A 16,045-nucleotide genomic window follows, 5' to 3' on the forward strand; every position below is an offset into this window, starting at 1 on the left:
GAGTAGACCCAACCGAGCCCACGGTGTCAATCGCGATGGCTGAGCCCTCGAGTGGGTGGAACAGCGACGTCGAGAGGGTGCGCAGTGCAGTAGACCCGCCCCGGATGCTTTCGCCACTTGGCTTCAGGTGCGCACACGCGTCCTTTTTGCACTTTGCCATCCGTGAATGTCATTGTTTATCTCTATTCATGCAGCTGAGAACCTCTACTAGGGCCTCCTAGCAACACTGCCACTTGACAATGGCACTTTGGCTGATGCAGCCTCCTCTGCACCAACGCACAGACCTACCGGCGAGTAACTGTGACATCTCACATGTCGGCTGCGTTGTCATCGAGGCGCCTGGTCCACGTCGCCTCCGTCCCTCGACAGTTGGAGAATCATGGCCTGGAAACGGCTACAACGAGCAACTGCGATCGCGGTCAGCGCTACGTGCCTGTCCGTCGCAGCGATGTCATCGAGCCCAAGTGGCCCCGCCTCTGCCGCGCCATGGACTCCGGGTCCTGGTGTCTCCGGCATGATCAACCCCGCCTGGACAGCCGCCCACGACGGACCCGCAAAGTATCCGCGCATCGCCACCCAATGGGACGTCCCGATCCGAATGTCGGACGGTGTGGTCCTGCGTGCGAACGTTTATCGGCCTGCCGATGCTGCTGGGCGGCCGATCAACACCCCGATGCCCGCATTGCTGAACCTGACCCCCTACACGAAACTCGCCAGCGCACTGTTGGACCTCGCTCTCAACGTTCCAGTGTTGTCACAGGCAGTCATCAACCTTCTCAATGCGATCAACTTCGCCGGCACTCCCATCTCCGGAATCGACGATCTTCGCAACGTGATCACCAACGGTGCGGCCTCTGTGTTCACCACCGACCAGAAGCTCATCCGCAACGGCTACACGCAGATCGTCGTCGATGTCCGCGGCACCGGCTATTCCCAAGGAACGTGGGACGTCCTCGCCGACCGCGAACAACAGGACACGATCGAAGTCCTCGATTGGATTCGTGGACAGAAGTGGGCGAACGGGCGGATGGGCATGTTCGGCGCCTCCTACTCTGCAATCAATCAGCTGCAGGCCGCATCCCGGAATCCGCGGGGCCTACAGGCTTTGTTTCCCGTGGTGCCAGGCGGCGACATCGCCCGCGACATCGTCATCCCGGGCGGTGGTATCGGGCTGGGCTTCCTGACGCCATGGCTGGCGGGCGTGAACGCTGCAAAATTCGTCCCCGACCTTCGATCGCTCCTGACCGGCACCTTTGACTGGAAGTGGTTGAAGAGTCGAATCGAGAACCCGGCAGTGTTCGTACCGGAGCTCGTCAGCGCCCTGCTGGCGCCAAACCTGTCCCAGATGACACCGACAACCCGACGACTCTTCGACGACACATCGCGGCTGCGGGCCGCATACCGCACCCCGCTGGATCGCATCACGGCCGCAACCTTCGCGATCGGTGGCTGGCACGATCTGTTCACGAACACCGAATGGCGACTGCCCGGGGCCCTCACCAGCCTTCCCAGCACCAAGAAGAAGCTGATCATGGGCGACATCCACCACGCCACGGTGACCAGCGACATGGGCCGCAAGAAGGGGCAGCCGACTCGTCCGGATGTCCTGCAGATGGCTTGGTTCGACAAGTGGCTCAAGGATGTGGACAACGGGATCGAGAAGTACTCACCGGTGACGGTTCACCGAACGGGTGGCGGCTGGGCCCTCAGCCCGACCTTCCCAGAACCCGGGCAGCGCTATCAGCGTCTCTATCTTTCCGGGCGCCGGTCGGGCACTGCACCGAAAGCACTCAGCGACAACACTCTTCAGCTGACTCCGCCCACCGCTCCGGCCAGACGAACCATCGCACCAGGTCTCACCACCCTGTGCACCGACGACACCGGGCAAGCTGCGGCGGGCATCCTCATCTTCCCTGGCTGTACCGATGACAACCGCGTTGGAGAACTCAACGCGCTGACATTCACCTCGGCACCGGTGACAACGACCACCGTCGTGTCAGGTCCGATGAATGTTCATCTGAACACCACTCAGGACGCGCGTGATGCGTACTGGAGTGTCACCGTGACCGATGTTGCCCCGGACGGCCGATCTGATCTCATCAGCTCGGGTCAGCTCACCACCTCGCTCAGACAGATCGATCCGTCACTGAGCACGCGCGCTCCCAATGGCGATTACACCGACCCGCAGTACCGACTCAATCTCTTCGAGCGGCAACTCGTTCGGCCGGGCCAAGCCGTGCAGCTCGACATCGGTACGCACGCGGTCAGTGCGTTGCTCAAGCCGGGGCATCGCCTGCGGGTCAACGTCTACGCCCTCAACCTGATCAAGGCCATGACGGTAGGACCTGTCACTGCCACCACGTTGCTACGCCCCCAGCATGTCTTGATCGACCCGCGGCAGCCCAGCTATCTCGTGGTGCCCTCGAACACGGCGCTGCGCTGAGGACACCGACGCGGCGAAAGGGATGGACCGATGAACCTGTATTGGATGCTCGCGACAATCGTCTTGCACTGGCTGGCAGCGGGGTGGGTGACGGCGTTGTTCATCGGGCGCACAGTGGATCTGGCTGAGACAGAGGAGCCCGACCCAGATTCCGAAGACACGGTCAGGTGCTTCTTCTGCGGTTCCGGAGACGCGGGGTGACCCACCCCTGGGCACTGACGGTGGTTCCCGACGACGATCATGCAGATCCGGTGATCGTCACAGGAACTGCGACTGCGGTGGCCGTGGCGACTGCCACGGCCGCCGCAACCATCCTCGAGGTCCTCGACCAGCGAAAGATCGGCACCCGTTGGGCGCTCGTCTCTTTGACGATCGGGGCTCGCAATGCCCTACTGGCCCTCGAGTTGCAGCAAGGCCCAACCCTTACGACGCTCACGACGGTGTTGACGAGCGCCATTCGGTGACCGATCTACGACCGGCGTCACCCTCTCCGACGGAGTCGGCGTCCAACTCGTAGCCTGCCGTGCGCGCAGATTCAGGGCTGACGATCAGCTCGATGCGTGTTTGAGAACTGAACAATGCAGCGTCATGTCGAGTGGGTGGACCAGCGCCGTCGAGTGGGAGGCGCTTTTTCCGCCCACTCGACGGGGTTTTCCGCCCACTCGACGGGGTTTTCCGCCCACTCGACGGGGTACACGCACCCGGCGCGATCTCGGCTGTTTTCACGAGATGACTGCGCGAGCCGTGATCTATGTCGGTGACCTCGAGAAGATGGTCAGCTTCTACTCCCGCATGTTCGGGCTCACCCGTGTCGATGCCGAAACAGGTTTCGCCACACTGTGTTCAGCCGAGTGGGAGCTGAGCCTGGTGCAGACGCCCGAGGCCGCACCCACCACGGCGCCCGCGCCCAGGCGTTCGGACACCGCTGTGAAGGTGGGGTTCTCGGTGGTCGACCTCGACGCCACGGCAGCGCTGGCCACGGCCTTGAACGCGACGATGGACCCACCGGAAAACCGATGGGTCCATCGCGGGCGTGTGCTCTGCGACCTGGTCGATCCCGAGGGCAACGTCCTGAGTCTCAGTGCACCGGAATGAGATCCGGCGCAGCGATCACTTGGTCTCGGGCTCGGGCAGCTTCGAGGAGTGCTGGGTCTCGATCAGCCACTTGCCGTTGATCTTCTCGTAGAAGAAGCTGAAGCGTGCGCGCACCACCGACTTCGAGCCGTCCTTGTTGGTCAGAGTGAAGTCGTAGATGCCGCTGTTGCCGGCCGAGTTGGAGTCGTAGACATCGATGTACTCCGACACGATCTTGCCCTGGGGCTTGCTGGGCAGGAACTCGTTGGCGAAGTAGGCGCGGATGCCGGCGCGGTCGATCCGCGGAGTGTTGCTGACCGTGGGCAGCAGGATGGCACCGGGGGCGTACTCGTCGGCCACGCGGTCCGGGTTGAGGGTGGCCAGCGCAGCGTTCCAGCGATCGAACAGGGCCGCGATCTCTGCCTTGCTGGCCAGCGGACCCTGCTTGTAGCCACCCGGCTTGCCCGGCGCGTGGTGCGGGGCGGCGCTTGCGGGGGCGGCAACTCCGGCCATGCCGGCGAGCACCGCTCCGGTGGCGAGGGCTGCGGCGACGGCGCGCTTGAGCGAGTTCATGAAGTCTCCCGAATCGTTGTCGTTGACCGCAGACCCGCGGTCGACACCCATGCTGCCGAAGCGTGCGTCAACAGATGATCAAGAAAGCGACAACTTCTCGCTCGGTATCGTCACGAATCACCCTTGGAATCTTTACGTTTCGCCGAGAATCGGGCAATCAGGAGAATCTGCGAAGTCGGATCGTGACTTTCAGTCCGCCATCATCGGGAGATTGCAAATCAACTGTGCCACCATCACGTTCGGACAAGTTACGCACAATGGACAACCCGAGTCCACTGCCTGCACCCGATGTACGTGCCCGCCAGAACCGATCGAAGGCGCGACTACGTTGCTCCTCGTTCAGTCCCGGTCCGTGGTCGCGGACCGACAGCAGCACCGAGTCGCCGTCATCGTGTACTCCCACCTCGATACGGGTACCCGCCTCGACCACCTTCAACGCATTGTCGACCAGATTGTCCAAGATCTGTTCCAGCGCACCGGGTGTGGCCAGCACCATGCCGTAACCATGCACCGTGGTCACCCATTCGACGTTCGCCTCGGTCAGCACGGGCAGCCAGACCTCACGCCGATCCTCGACCAGCTGGGCCAGGTCGATCCGAGTGGGTGGCGCCGCAGGCACCTCGGCCCGTGCCAACGCCAACAGTCCTTCGACCATCTTGTGCATCCGCACCACCTCGCCCTCCACCCGTGCGACCTGCCGAACGATGGCGGGGTCTTCGGACGCATCCGAGATGTTGTCCAGGGACAACCGCATCGACGTCAGCGGAGTGCGCAGCTGGTGTGAGGCGTCAGCGACGAAGGAGCGTTGCGACGCGAGCAGTGCCTCGGTGGTGGCGGCACTGTTGTTCAGTGTGCGGGCCAATTCCGCTATCTCCGCAGGGCCGTCTTCGGGTGCGCGCGCCGACCACTCACCGTCGCCGAGCCGACGGGCCACCGTCTTCACACGCTCCAGCGGCCGAACGAGACTGCCCGCCAACAGGAATGCGAGGGCACCCGAGGCGATCAGGACGATCACACCGACACTGATCCGGAACTGCCAGATTCCGGCGATCTGATCGTCGACTTCATCAGATGGCGCGACGATCTGCACCGCGGCCACCGTGCGGCCGTCTTGGCGCACCGGGATGACCACGCTGACACCCTCGGCACGTAGCAGTGCGTTCCTGCCCCAAACAGCCTTGGGCTCTTTGCCTTCCAGCGCCTGGGCGACCTGCCCGTCCGGCACCTCATCGCCCACACGGACCAGTCGCACCTTCGCCCCGGTCGCCCCCTCGAAGTCCCGGGTGCGGTCGGCGATGGAGGTGGCGGCGGCGCTGTCGGAACGCAAGACCAGCGGAACAAACAGCTGCGCTTCACGTTTGACGTTCGTCTCCAAGGTGCTGCGCAACAGGTTCGACGAACTGATGGCCACCGGAACGGTGAACAAGGTCAGGGCGACGGCGACCAACAACAGGTAGCTGACGACCAGGCGCCGTCTCACGGCTGCTCCACCCGAAAGCCCACCCCGCGCACCGTGGTGATCTCCAGGGCACCGGTGAGCTTGCGCCGCAGCGCCCCGACGTGGACATCGAGGGTGCGGGTGGAGCCGAACCAGTGTTCATCCCACACCTCGTTCATCAGGTCCTCGCGCCCCAACACCACGCCTGGGCGGCTGGCCAGGGTGGCCAGCAGGTCGAATTCCTTCGGGGTGAGGCTCACCTCGTCGTCATCGACGAAGGCCCGCCGGGCGTCCCGGTCGATACGCAGACGACCGATGGTCTGCACCTGTGTTCCGCCGGCCGCTGGGATCGGACCGGTGGTCGCCGCCGGTGAACCCGATGGCCCAGCGTCCGAACCATCGGCGTCCGGCGTCGCCACCGCGGTGGTTCGCCGTAGCACAGCCCGGATGCGAGCCACCAACTCCCGCAAACCGAATGGCTTGGTCAGGTAGTCGTCGGCACCGAGTTCCAGGCCCACCACGCGTTCCACCTCATCCGACCGCGCGGTGATGATGAGCAGCGGCACATCGCTGGTCGCGCGAATGGTCCGACACACCTCGATTCCGTCTGCATCAGGCAGGCCCAGATCGAGCAGCACCACCTCGGCGTCGTCGAACCCGGCCAACGCCTCTGCGGCCGTGGTCACATGCGTCACCTCAAACCCGTAGCGCGGCAACCCATCCACCAACGCCTCAGCGATCGCCGGGTCGTCCTCCACCAGCAGCACACGCATGTCCGAACTCCTTTGTCCAGGCCAGAATACTGATCGGGGGCTTGCGACCGGGTGCGCGGCAGCATTGCGGCCGAATCACTTGGCCAGGAAGTTCAGCAGCGCCGCGTTCACCTCGTCGTGATGGGTCCACGGCAGACCGTGCGGCCCGCCCTCGATCTCGACGTAGGTCGCACTCGGGAGCAACGTGATGATCTCCTGCGCGGGCGAGTCGATCGGCAGCACCCGGTCGCGAAAGCCTCTGCCACCAACCTCATCTCAGCTGCCCAGGACTGACGCCGACCGAGAATGTCATACCTCGCTTTTATAATGTCAGCATGAGCTCGGGGGCAGCCAATCCGCTATCGGTGCAGGTCACAGACCTGTCCGTCGATGATTTGCTGGCCCTGCGCGACGCGATCGCCGACCGGCTGCTGCAACCGGGTGCGTTGCTGTCGTTGACCGACGCTCAGGTAGTCACCACCGCGCAACGAGTCGAACGGCAGGCCCGGCGCGATGAGGCGCTCACCCTCGACCTCACTGCCGCGATGCGGGAACGATCGATGGCAGCCAAGATCGGTCTGCGGCCGTCAGCACATCTGAGTCAGGTTCTGCGACTGTCGAAGTCGGAAGCATCGGCGCGCGTCAAGGATGCTGAACTGGTCGCGCACTGGCACGACATGACCGGCGAACTCGCACCCGCCTCGCTGCCCGCCACGGCAGCTGCCCTGCGCGACGGCGACATCTCGCGACGTCATCTGCGCGTCATCCACTCGACCCTGCAGTTGCTGCCCGCCTCGGTTCGCAGCGACGAACGGTGGCACGCAGCCGAGAAGCAACTCGGCACCCTGGCTCGCACCCTCGACATCGACGAACTGACCGCGGTCGGCAAACGTCTGGTCGCCTATCTCAACCCGGACGGCGAATTGACCGCCGACCGTGACCGCCACCGTCGCCGCGGGTTGTCGGTGTCCCGACAGGATGTCGACCACATGTCCGCTCTGACCGGCCAACTCGACCCGGCCACCCGTGCCCTGTGGGATGTCGTAGCCGAAAAGTGGGCACGCCCGGGCGTCAACAACCCTGACGATCCCGATTCGCCCACCGGTTCTGGAGATGGCGTGGACCCGGCCATCCTGGCCGACGCCGCCGCCCGAGACACCCGCACCCCACAACAGCGCCAACACGATGCGTTCCGCCGCCTCCTCGAAACCACGGTGGCAGCACAGACATTGGGCTCACACCGCGGGATGCCCGCCCAGATCGTTGTCACCATGACCCTGACCGAACTCGAGCAGGCGACCGGCGTGGCCACCACCGCATCGGGCGGCACGCTGCCCGTCCGCGACGCGCTGACCCTCGCCGGTGACAGCCGGCCGTTCCTGGCCCTGCTCGATCACGCCGACCGACCGCTGTTCCTCGGCCGCACCCAGCGGCTGGCCACGATCAACCAGCGGCTGGCCCTGTTCGCCGCCGAGCGCGGCTGCGGACGACCCGAGTGTGACTCACCTTTCAGCCGCGTCGCCGTGCACCACATGGTCGAGTGGCGCAATGGTGGTCGCACCGACATCACCACTCTCACGGGCGCGTGCGATGCCTGCCATGCCTTAGTCCACGACGGACCCGACGGCTGGATCACCGAGGTCATCGGACCCGACACCGGCCCACCCCAGTGGTGGGGCCGAGTCGGCTGGCGCCAACGCAGCAGCGGAGAGCCGTTGCGCCCCAACGATCGACATGTCCTCGACCGCACCTTCCACGCCGAGCTCGAACGACTGCGCGACGAGATGCTCGGCGTGCCCCCGAAACCGGGACCACCACCACCGGCGGAACCACCACCCACGTCACCACCACCGGCGCCTGAGCGACCAGACCTGGTCGACGATCACACCCGCCTCCGTGAGCGCATCCTGTGGGAGGTCATCCGATCGACCCCATGTACCGATCCGCACTCACCGGCCCAGCCGGCGCGCACCATCGACCTGCGGTGGAACACAACATCAGTCAGCTGAGAGTGGCGCCGAGCTGGACTCCGGTCTCGCTCTGCGAAGCTGCCTCCACCGCACCCGACCACGCCACGGCCACCGCACCGATCACCGCGGCAACAAACCCGAGTACGGCCAGCCAACCGAGGCCCGGCAGAGTGCGGTCACCGAGCATCAACACTCCGATCACGCCGGGCACCACCGTCTCACCGACGACCAGCGCGGCGGTGGCACCGTTGACCGAACCCAGTTGCAGCGCAACGGTGTGCAGGTAGAAGCCGCCTGCGCCGGCCAACGCCAACGCGTACGCAGCCGGATCACTCAGCAACACAACGAGATCGAACGGCGACACCCCGTCGAGCACCCGCACCGAGATGGCCACTGCGCCGAACAGAGCGCCTGCACTCAAACCGGCTGCGATCGCCGCACGAGAACCCAAGTAGCGCACCAGGATCACCGAGACCACCAACACCACCGCGGTGATCACCAACAGCGCCCAGTGGAACGCACCGCCCTCAGACTCGCGCGGGTTCTCCTCCGCCGAAAACCCCAGCGCGCACAACGCCGCGATCACCACCCCGATGGCCAGCCAGTCCCGCGGGTGCAGCCGGATACCCAACACCACCGTCCCCAGCAACGCCGTGACTATCAGGTTGGCACTGACGATGGTCTGCGACAGGAACAGCGGCGCCAACCGTGCCGACACCGCGCTGCCGGCGAACCCGACCACGTCCAACACGGTTCCCACGATGAAGTACACCGTCAGCATGGCCAGCAGGGTGGCCCGCAATGTCGGTGCGCCCGTGCGGGTTTCCAGACGAACATCGCCGCGTGCAGCCGCCGCGGCGTGCGAGCGCCGCGCGCCGTAGGCCTGCAGCACCGAGGAGACGCCGTAGGCCAGGCTGGCGAACAGAGCGAACACCACTCCGACGATCATCGGTTCACCTCACCTCCTCCGCGAGCCGCACCCCAGGCGGCTCACTGCAACAGATCGGTACCCATCTGCACGGCCAGCGCCTCAGGCAGCTTCACAGTGCCGTCGGTCTGCTGGTGGTTCTCCAGGATGGCCACGATCCAGCGAGTGGTGGCCAGGGTGCCGTTGAGGGTGGCTGCGGTCTGCGGTTTGCCGTTCTCGTCGCGGTATCGCACCGACAGTCGGCGGGCCTGGAAGGTGGTGCAGTTCGACGTGGAGGTGAGCTCGCGATATGTCTGTTGCGTGGGAACCCAAGCCTCACAGTCGAACTTGCGCGCAGCAGACGACCCGAGGTCCCCGGCTGCAGTCTCGATCACTCGGTAGGGAACATCGATGGCAGCCAGCATCTCCTTCTCCCAGTTGAGGAGTCGCTGGTGCTCGGCGGCAGCGTCGGCGGGCGTGCAGTAGACGAACGCCTCCACCTTGTCGAACTGGTGGACGCGGATGATCCCCCGGGTGTCCTTGCCGTAGCTGCCCGCCTCACGCCGAAAGCAGCTCGACCAGCCCGCGTACCGCTTGGGACCGTCACTCAGGTCGAGGATCTCGTCCATGTGGTAGCCCGCCATCGGAACCTCCGATGTGCCGACGAGGTACAGGTCGTCGGCGGGCAGGTGGTACACCTCGTCGCGATGCGCACCGAGGAACCCGGTGCCCTCCATCACCTCTGGGCGCACCAACACCGGCGGGATCATCAGGGTGAACCCGTTGGCCACGGCCAGACGAGTGGCCAACTGCAGCAATGCCAACTGCAGCAACGCACCGTGACCGGTGAGGAAGTAGAACCGCGACCCCGACACCTTGGCGCCACGCTCCATGTCGAGCAGCCCCAGCGACTCACCGATCTCGAGGTGATCCTTCGGCGCGGCGATCGCCCGCGGCTCCCCGACGTGTTCGAGCACGATGAAGTCGTCCTCACCACCGGCGGGCACCTCGTCGGCGACGATGTTGCCGATCGAACGGTGCGCGGTGGTGAATGCGGCATCGGCCTCGTTCGCCGACGCCACTGCGGCCTTGACCCGCTCGGCCAACTCCTTGCCGCGGGCCAGCAGCGCCGGCTTCTCGTCGGGGTCGGCCTTGCCGACCAGCTTGCCCAGCGACTTCTGCTCGGCCCGCAACGCGTCGGCCTCGGCAACTGCAGACCGACGTGCTTGGTCGGCGGCCAGCAACGCATCCACCAGCGCAGGATCATCGCCCCGCTTGCGCTGCGAGGTACGGACGAGTTCGGGATCATCGCGGACGATCTTGAGGTCGATCACGAGATAGGACCCTACTGGTGCCTGCGTCCACCAGGCATCATGGTTTCCGATGTCCTCACCCACCACGCCTCCCGAGCCGGATCCGACCGCGCCGGATCAGACCGAGCCCGATCAGACCCAGCCCGATCAGACCCAGCCCGATCAGACCGGGCGAGATCAGACCCAGCCAGATCAGACCGGGCCAGATCAGACCCAGCCGGCCCCGACCGGGCCAGACGCCGGCGCCGCGGTCGGCCGTCCCGACCGCTGGCATCGGGTGCGCGCGCATCCGCTGCGCACCGTCCTGGGTGCGGTGGTCATCGGGGCCCTGATCTGCGGCGGCATCGTGGTGGCCTCGGGAGGGTTCTCCGACTCCGGCCAAGTCAGCAAGACCGCGATCGGCGCCGACGATCGCGGCCCGGCGAAGAACGACTTCAACCAGTCGGTTCCCGGCGACTGCCTCACCTGGCCACCCGACGATCCGGGCAAACCGAGCAAGATCGGCTGCGGCGGCCAACACTATTTCGAGGTGGCCCACGACCTCGACCCCAGGCTGCTGCCCCCGGTCGAGTTCGACGCCAAGGCAGCGTGGCCCACCCGGGAACGCTTCATCGCCATCAAAGATCAGTTCTGTCCGGCCCCGGTCACCGCGTATCTCGGCGGACGCTACGACCCCAAGGGTCGCTTCTCCATCGGCTTGCTCTACCCCTCCCGCATCCAGTGGGACGCCGGGGAACGGGCTATGCGGTGCGGGCTGCAACTGTCTGACGCTCGCGGACGGCTGCAACCGTTTCTCGGCCGGGTCGCCGACCTCGACCAGGCGTTGCAGTGGCCGGTGGGAACCTGCGTGGGCATCGACCTCACCACCCGCCAGCCCACCGACACCGTCGCCTGTGCCGAACAGCACGCCTTCCAGGTGACCGGGCTGGTGCGGTTGGGCGTCAAGTTCGGGGCCCCCGCCTCGGGGCGTCCCTGGCCGCCGGAGCGCGACCAGAACGCCTTTCTGGCCACCACCTGCCCCACCATCACCAACAGCTACTTCGGCGGTCAACCCAACTTCGCCAAGACCACCCTCAACGTGCAGTGGTCCACCATCAGCCAGGCGGGCTGGGCGGCGGGCAGTCGCACGGTGGTCTGCTTTGTCGCCCTACCCGACGGTCCCGGCTTCGCGACGCTGACCGGTGACGCCAAGGGCGACCTGCTGATCAACGGACGCAAACCGGTGCCACCGCCGGCCGAACCACCGGGTCGCTTGCTGCCCACGCCGGTGCCGTTGGCCCCCGGCCTGCAACCCAACCCGACCGAGGTACCGGCCCCGGAGGGCTGAGCAACGATGCCGGTGACGATGGGTGAGCGGGAGTTCGAGGACCTGGTGGCCGACGCACTGGACACCATTCCCGGCGATCTGACCGACGCGATGAGCAACGTGGTGATCCTGGTGGCCGACCACCACCCCGAGGAACCCGACCTGCTGGGTCTCTACGAGGGGGTGGCGTTGACCCACCGCGACACCACCTACGGCGGTTACCTGCCCGACACGATCACCATCTACCGCGAGCCACTGCTGGCGATGTGCCGTGATCGCGCCGAGCTGGTGCACGAGGTGGCGGTGACCGTGGTGCACGAGGTGGCCCACCACTTCGGCATCGACGACGACTGGCTGCATCGCCACGGCTGGGGCTGAGCCTCAGCCCATCGGGTCGACAGCGGTGGCGCGACCTTTGGCCGCGGGCACCTGCCCACCCCAGTTCACGCACTCCCACGCCCCGTCGCGCCAGGCCAGTTCGATCGATCCGGTGTTGGGCAGGCCGTTGGCCATCGCGAAGTCGCGATCCACCTCGGCCAGATGCGCCGCGGCCAGCCTGATCGCCGCGCCATGTGAGACCACGTAGATGTCTGCCGAGTCGGGGTCGTCGAGGTGCGCCATCCGCAACGACTCGATGATCGGCACGTAGCGCGACAGCAGGTCGTCCAGGCTCTCGCCGCCGGCGAATGCGATCGCGGAATCACCCGTATACCAGGTGTTCACGAGATCCCGGAACGCGCGCACCGACTCGGGGTCGTGGGCGTCCTCGAGGTCGCCGACCTGTACCTCATGCAGGTCGGGCACCGTGGTCACCGGCAGCTGCCACACCGATCCGATCAACCCGGCGGTCTGCTGGGCGCGCAACGCCTGCGAGGAGAACAGCGCCGCCGGGGTCGCGTCGGGACGTTCCAACGCGAAGCGGACTGCTTGGCGCGCACCGAAATCGGTGAGCCCCGCACCCGGCAGTCGGGTGTCGAGTCGACCCATCACGTTGGAGATGGTCTGTCCGTGTCGGACCAGGTGCAGGGTGCCCATCAGCGTTCCCCTCGTCGGAGTTGCTCGATCCACCCCGACGCCGCCGAGCTGTCCGGCGGGGTGGCCCCGTTGTCCCGATCGGCCGGCCACGAGCCGAGGAAGGTGACGCGATCGGCGTAGGCGTGCACGGCCGCCAACGCCTGAGCCATCGCCTCGTCGTCGAGGTGACCGGCGGCATCGAGGAAGAAATAGTAGTAGCCGGCCCGATCTCGCCGAGGTCGCGACTCGATGCGGGTGAGATCGACTGAGCGCATGGCGAACTCGTTCATCGCGCGCACCAACGACGCCGGCCGGTTGGGCAGGTCGAGCACCATCGAGGTGCGGTCGTTGCCGGTGCGGGCGGGCAGTGGGGCTGGGGTTCCCAGCAGCACGAAACGCGTTGTGGCACCTGCCATGTCGGCCACGCCGTCGGCCAGGGTGGTCAACCCGTGCAGCGACGCGGCCAGCGCAGTGGTCAGGGCGGCATCGGCGCGTCCCTGCGCAACATCCTGTGCCGCAGCCGCATTCGAGGCAGCGGGGATCACGTGGGCCTGCGGGTAGAGCTGCTCGATCGATTCGCGGGCCTGCCCGGCGGCCACCGGATAGGCGGCGATGGTCTGCACCGGCTGACCGGCGCGGACGGCGGCCACGGTGAAGGAGATGTCCAGGACGGTCTCGGCGAAGATCTGCACCGGTTCGCCGGTGGCCAACGCATCCATGGTGGCCGGCACCGAGCCCTCCACCGAGCTCTCCATCGGGACGCATCCGAACCCGACCGCACCCGAGCGCACGGCTGCGATGACGGCTGCGGGACTGCCCAGCGGGATGGTCTCGACCGCACCGGTCCCGGCATCGGCCAGCGCAGGCGGTCGGTGCGGGGAGTCGAGCAAACGGCCCAACGCCATCTCGGTGAAGGTCCCGGGCGGACCGAAATAGGCGACGTCAAGCACGGACCCAGCGTAATGCACCCCCTTGCGCGACCCCGCGACCTCGTTTTAGGTTAGGTTTACCTAATCCACACCACGCCGGACCCAGAGCGAGGATCGATGACCGAGACGATGACCGGACGTCCTACCGACGCCGAGGCGATCGCGACCGCCTGCATGAACCCATCGGCGGCGATGGTGGCGCTGGGGGTGAACACCGGGCGCGCGGGCGGCGACCCGTCGCCGGTGTCGATGGTCCACCTCTTCGACGACCAAGCATTCCTACTGGTCGAGAGCTTTGGTGCCGCCGTGGCCGCCCTCCTCGCCGACGCCTCCGGCGTGCCGGCGATGGTGGAGGTGACCGACTTGGCGCCGGTGGCGTTGGCGGAGCGGGCGCGGTCGCTGGTCTGGCTGAACGGGGAACTACACCCGGTACCCAGCGATCTCGAGCGCGACCTCGCCGTGGAGATCGCCGCCGAGCATCCCGCCGACGAGTTGCTGGACCTGGGCCACGGGTGGTCGATGCTGCGACTGCAACTCAGCGGTGCAGTGATCGCCACCGGCTCGGGGGCGGCCGCGGTGTCGGTCGATCAGCTGACCCGCGCCACGCCGGATCCGTTCTGGGCCTACGAGGCGCAGTGGCTGACCCACCTCGACACCCACCACACCGACATCATCGACCGGCTGGCCATGCGCCTGCCCGCCCACCTGCGCGACGGTGATGTGCGGCCACTGGGACTGGATCGACACGGCATTCGGCTACGGGTGCACGATCCGGCCACCGACGTCCGCCTGTCCTTCGACCGACCCGTCGACGACATCGCGCAACTCTCCCACGCCCTGCGCACACTCGCCGGCTGCCCGTTCCCCACCTGAGCCCGGCCGCCTGTTCTGGCCCATCTGTTCGACCCCGAACTGTTCCGGCCCAGGGGTTCTCACTCGGATCTACTGTCGCAGGCATGAGGGAACACGACGAGCTGATCGATGCCCTGGCGACCCATCGCCGCTTCCTGCGCCAGACCCTGCGCGACATCGGCGAAGACGCCGCGCGCGCCACCCCCACGGTGAGCGTGTTGACGCTGGCCTCGCTGGTCAAACACGTCGCCGACACCGAGGAGCAGTGGATCACCTTCGCCCGCACCGGGTCCATGTCCGGGGGCGGGGAGTCAAGCGGTGAGGACACCCGATTCCTGTTGCGCGACACCGACACCGTCGCCACGCTGCTCGCCCGATACGACGAGGTGGCCGCCGCGACCGAGGAATTCCTCGCCCACGCCGATCTCGACGTGGCGCACCCGCTGCCCAGCGCACCCTGGTTCCAACCGGGCGCGTCGTGGTCGGTGCGGCGCATGGTGGTGCATGTGCTGGCCGAGACAGCCCAGCACGCCGGACACGCCGACATCATCCGCGAATCGATCGACGGCGCCCGCACCATGGGCTGACGCAGCGCGGCGCGTGACTACGCTGGCGGCGGTGACCGATCGGATCCACACGCTGCTGCGCCCACCGCGGCCCGTCGGCATCGAGGTGGTGACCGACCCCGTCCGGCGCCGCGCTATCGGCATCGAGATCGCCATCGTCCTGACGCTCACCTTCGGGCTGTCGGGCGCCTCCTCGGCACTGTCGCTGCTGGAGGACGCGTTGCGACCCGGCGGCATCGGCGGGCAGACCGTCGCCCTCAACCAGAGCACCTCGGCCAACGAGTACATCGACCTGGCGCGCCAGTTGCTCTCGGCCACCCGGTTGTTCGCCATCGCTGCGTTGGCGGTGTATCTCGTCTACCGCAGCGGCGTGGCGCTGCACCGCGCGGGCATCACCCGCCGACCCACCCGCATCGACCTGGCGTGGGGCGCGGGCCTGGCCGCCGGTATCGGCATCCCGGGGCTCGGGCTGTACCTGGTGGCGCGGGCGCTGAACTTCAACGCCCAGGTGCTGCCCAGCGACCTCACCGAGACCTGGTGGCGGCTACCGATGCTGGTGGTCTCCGCGATCGGCAACTCGGCGGCCGAAGAGTTCCTCGTGGTGGCCTACCTGATCACCCGGCTACGCCAACTCGGCTGGTCGGAGAACCGGTCGTTGCTGGCCTCGGCGCTGCTGCGCGGCAGCTACCACCTGTATCAGGGCCTAGGTGGTGGCCTGGGCAACGTGGTGATGGGCCTGGTGTACGGCCGGTTCTTCCAGCTCACGCGCCGCACCTGGCCGTTGGTGATCGGTCACGCATTGATCGACACGGTGGCGTTCGTGGGGTACGCGCTGCTGCGTGACCACCTGACCTGGCTGACCTGAGCTTGCGCCCGAGAAACCGACAGGCGAGGCGTTCTCAGCTGCG

The 16,045-nt window shown here is 66.6% G+C and carries 17 protein-coding genes; 9 read left to right on the forward strand and 8 right to left on the reverse strand.

The window, feature by feature from the left end:
- The first annotated feature begins 514 nt into the window (after nucleotides 1-514).
- From KIK15_RS12595 to KIK15_RS12605, 3 genes are all read left to right on the forward strand, one after another.
- Nucleotides 515-2,443: a CocE/NonD family hydrolase gene (locus tag KIK15_RS12595; RefSeq protein WP_250324575.1), complete on the forward strand. Its 1,929-nt coding sequence runs from the start codon at nucleotides 515-517 to the stop codon at nucleotides 2,441-2,443.
- 221 nt (nucleotides 2,444-2,664) lie between these two features.
- A complete protein-coding gene (locus tag KIK15_RS12600) occupies nucleotides 2,665-2,907 on the forward strand; it encodes a hypothetical protein (RefSeq protein ID WP_214244974.1) in 243 nt (80 codons plus the stop codon).
- 265 nt (nucleotides 2,908-3,172) lie between these two features.
- Entirely contained in the window at nucleotides 3,173-3,538 is a 366-nt protein-coding gene (locus KIK15_RS12605) for a VOC family protein (RefSeq protein WP_214244976.1), read from the forward strand.
- A 15-nt stretch (nucleotides 3,539-3,553) separates the two neighbouring features.
- Here KIK15_RS12605 and KIK15_RS12610 read toward each other — a convergent pair whose 3' ends face one another.
- The 4 genes from KIK15_RS12610 to KIK15_RS12625 form a co-directional block, all read right to left on the reverse strand.
- Nucleotides 3,554-4,141 (reverse strand): SgcJ/EcaC family oxidoreductase, encoded by a 588-nt coding sequence (locus tag KIK15_RS12610; protein WP_214244977.1) that lies wholly within the window; start codon nucleotides 4,139-4,141, stop codon nucleotides 3,554-3,556.
- Nucleotides 4,142-4,247: 106 nt separating this feature from the next.
- Nucleotides 4,248-5,570: a HAMP domain-containing sensor histidine kinase gene (locus KIK15_RS18775; protein ID WP_214244979.1), complete on the reverse strand. Its 1,323-nt coding sequence runs from the start codon at nucleotides 5,568-5,570 to the stop codon at nucleotides 4,248-4,250.
- Nucleotides 5,567-6,301, reverse strand: a complete 735-nt coding sequence (locus KIK15_RS12620) for a response regulator transcription factor (RefSeq protein WP_214244981.1) — start codon at nucleotides 6,299-6,301, stop codon at nucleotides 5,567-5,569. The genes KIK15_RS18775 and KIK15_RS12620 overlap by 4 nt, the downstream gene beginning before the upstream one ends.
- A gap of 75 nt (nucleotides 6,302-6,376) precedes the next feature.
- On the reverse strand, nucleotides 6,377-6,523 hold the full coding sequence (locus KIK15_RS12625; protein WP_214244983.1) for an alpha/beta fold hydrolase: 147 nt from the start codon (nucleotides 6,521-6,523) through the stop codon (nucleotides 6,377-6,379).
- A 92-nt stretch (nucleotides 6,524-6,615) separates the two neighbouring features.
- On the opposite strand from KIK15_RS12625, the gene KIK15_RS12630 reads away from it, so the two are divergent.
- On the forward strand, nucleotides 6,616-8,289 hold the full coding sequence (locus tag KIK15_RS12630; protein WP_214244985.1) for an HNH endonuclease signature motif containing protein: 1,674 nt from the start codon (nucleotides 6,616-6,618) through the stop codon (nucleotides 8,287-8,289).
- On the opposite strand, the gene KIK15_RS12635 is transcribed toward KIK15_RS12630, so the two are convergent.
- Together KIK15_RS12635 and serS are read right to left on the reverse strand one after the other, a co-directional pair.
- A complete protein-coding gene (locus tag KIK15_RS12635) occupies nucleotides 8,282-9,199 on the reverse strand; it encodes a hypothetical protein (RefSeq protein ID WP_214244987.1) in 918 nt (305 codons plus the stop codon). The genes KIK15_RS12630 and KIK15_RS12635 overlap by 8 nt on opposite strands.
- A 41-nt stretch (nucleotides 9,200-9,240) precedes the next feature.
- Nucleotides 9,241-10,491 (reverse strand): serine--tRNA ligase, encoded by a 1,251-nt coding sequence (gene serS / locus KIK15_RS12640; RefSeq protein WP_214244989.1) that lies wholly within the window; start codon nucleotides 10,489-10,491, stop codon nucleotides 9,241-9,243.
- Between the two features lie 49 nt (nucleotides 10,492-10,540).
- Between serS and KIK15_RS12645 the strand changes: the two genes are divergently transcribed.
- A complete protein-coding gene (locus KIK15_RS12645) occupies nucleotides 10,541-11,797 on the forward strand; it encodes a septum formation family protein (RefSeq protein ID WP_214244990.1) in 1,257 nt (418 codons plus the stop codon).
- Nucleotides 11,798-11,803: 6 nt separating this feature from the next.
- Nucleotides 11,804-12,154 (forward strand): metallopeptidase family protein, encoded by a 351-nt coding sequence (locus tag KIK15_RS12650; protein ID WP_214244992.1) that lies wholly within the window; start codon nucleotides 11,804-11,806, stop codon nucleotides 12,152-12,154.
- A gap of 3 nt (nucleotides 12,155-12,157) precedes the next feature.
- Here KIK15_RS12650 and KIK15_RS12655 read toward each other — a convergent pair whose 3' ends face one another.
- Nucleotides 12,158-12,811: a histidine phosphatase family protein gene (locus KIK15_RS12655; protein ID WP_214244994.1), complete on the reverse strand. Its 654-nt coding sequence runs from the start codon at nucleotides 12,809-12,811 to the stop codon at nucleotides 12,158-12,160.
- Nucleotides 12,811-13,740 carry a prephenate dehydratase gene (gene pheA / locus KIK15_RS12660; protein WP_214244996.1) on the reverse strand — a complete coding sequence of 310 codons (930 nt, stop codon included), beginning with the start codon at nucleotides 13,738-13,740 and terminating at the stop codon, nucleotides 12,811-12,813. Before pheA ends, KIK15_RS12655 begins: the two co-directional genes overlap by 1 nt.
- A 96-nt stretch (nucleotides 13,741-13,836) precedes the next feature.
- Between pheA and KIK15_RS12665 the strand changes: the two genes are divergently transcribed.
- The 3 genes from KIK15_RS12665 to KIK15_RS12675 all read left to right on the forward strand — a co-directional run bounded on the left by KIK15_RS12665 (nucleotide 13,837) and on the right by KIK15_RS12675 (nucleotide 16,002).
- Nucleotides 13,837-14,592 carry a DUF2470 domain-containing protein gene (locus KIK15_RS12665; RefSeq protein WP_214244998.1) on the forward strand — a complete coding sequence of 252 codons (756 nt, stop codon included), beginning with the start codon at nucleotides 13,837-13,839 and terminating at the stop codon, nucleotides 14,590-14,592.
- An 83-nt stretch (nucleotides 14,593-14,675) separates the two neighbouring features.
- On the forward strand, nucleotides 14,676-15,158 hold the full coding sequence (locus tag KIK15_RS12670) for a DinB family protein (protein WP_214245000.1): 483 nt from the start codon (nucleotides 14,676-14,678) through the stop codon (nucleotides 15,156-15,158).
- A 22-nt stretch (nucleotides 15,159-15,180) separates the two neighbouring features.
- Nucleotides 15,181-16,002: a CPBP family intramembrane glutamic endopeptidase gene (locus KIK15_RS12675; RefSeq protein WP_374222855.1), complete on the forward strand. Its 822-nt coding sequence runs from the start codon at nucleotides 15,181-15,183 to the stop codon at nucleotides 16,000-16,002.
- Nucleotides 16,003-16,045: the final 43 nt, after the last annotated feature.

Source organism: Williamsia sp. CHRR-6 (assembly GCF_018474015.1).
Taxonomy (GTDB): Bacteria; Actinomycetota; Actinomycetes; order Mycobacteriales; family Mycobacteriaceae; genus Williamsia_A.

Coding starts and splice junctions, on each gene's coding strand:
- KIK15_RS12665 (WP_214244998.1), top strand. CDS start 13,837: ATGACCGAGACGATGACCGGACGTCCTACCGACGCCGAGGCGATCGCG.
- KIK15_RS12650 (WP_214244992.1), top strand. CDS start 11,804: ATGCCGGTGACGATGGGTGAGCGGGAGTTCGAGGACCTGGTGGCCGAC.
- KIK15_RS12630 (WP_214244985.1), top strand. CDS start 6,616: ATGAGCTCGGGGGCAGCCAATCCGCTATCGGTGCAGGTCACAGACCTG.
- KIK15_RS12610 (WP_214244977.1), bottom strand. CDS start 4,141: ATGGGTGTCGACCGCGGGTCTGCGGTCAACGACAACGATTCGGGAGAC.
- KIK15_RS12645 (WP_214244990.1), top strand. CDS start 10,541: ATGTCCTCACCCACCACGCCTCCCGAGCCGGATCCGACCGCGCCGGAT.
- KIK15_RS12635 (WP_214244987.1), bottom strand. CDS start 9,199: ATGATCGTCGGAGTGGTGTTCGCTCTGTTCGCCAGCCTGGCCTACGGC.
- KIK15_RS12655 (WP_214244994.1), bottom strand. CDS start 12,811: ATGGGCACCCTGCACCTGGTCCGACACGGACAGACCATCTCCAACGTG.
- KIK15_RS12605 (WP_214244976.1), top strand. CDS start 3,173: ATGACTGCGCGAGCCGTGATCTATGTCGGTGACCTCGAGAAGATGGTC.
- KIK15_RS12595 (WP_250324575.1), top strand. CDS start 515: ATGATCAACCCCGCCTGGACAGCCGCCCACGACGGACCCGCAAAGTAT.
- KIK15_RS12670 (WP_214245000.1), top strand. CDS start 14,676: ATGAGGGAACACGACGAGCTGATCGATGCCCTGGCGACCCATCGCCGC.
- KIK15_RS12620 (WP_214244981.1), bottom strand. CDS start 6,301: ATGCGTGTGCTGCTGGTGGAGGACGACCCGGCGATCGCTGAGGCGTTG.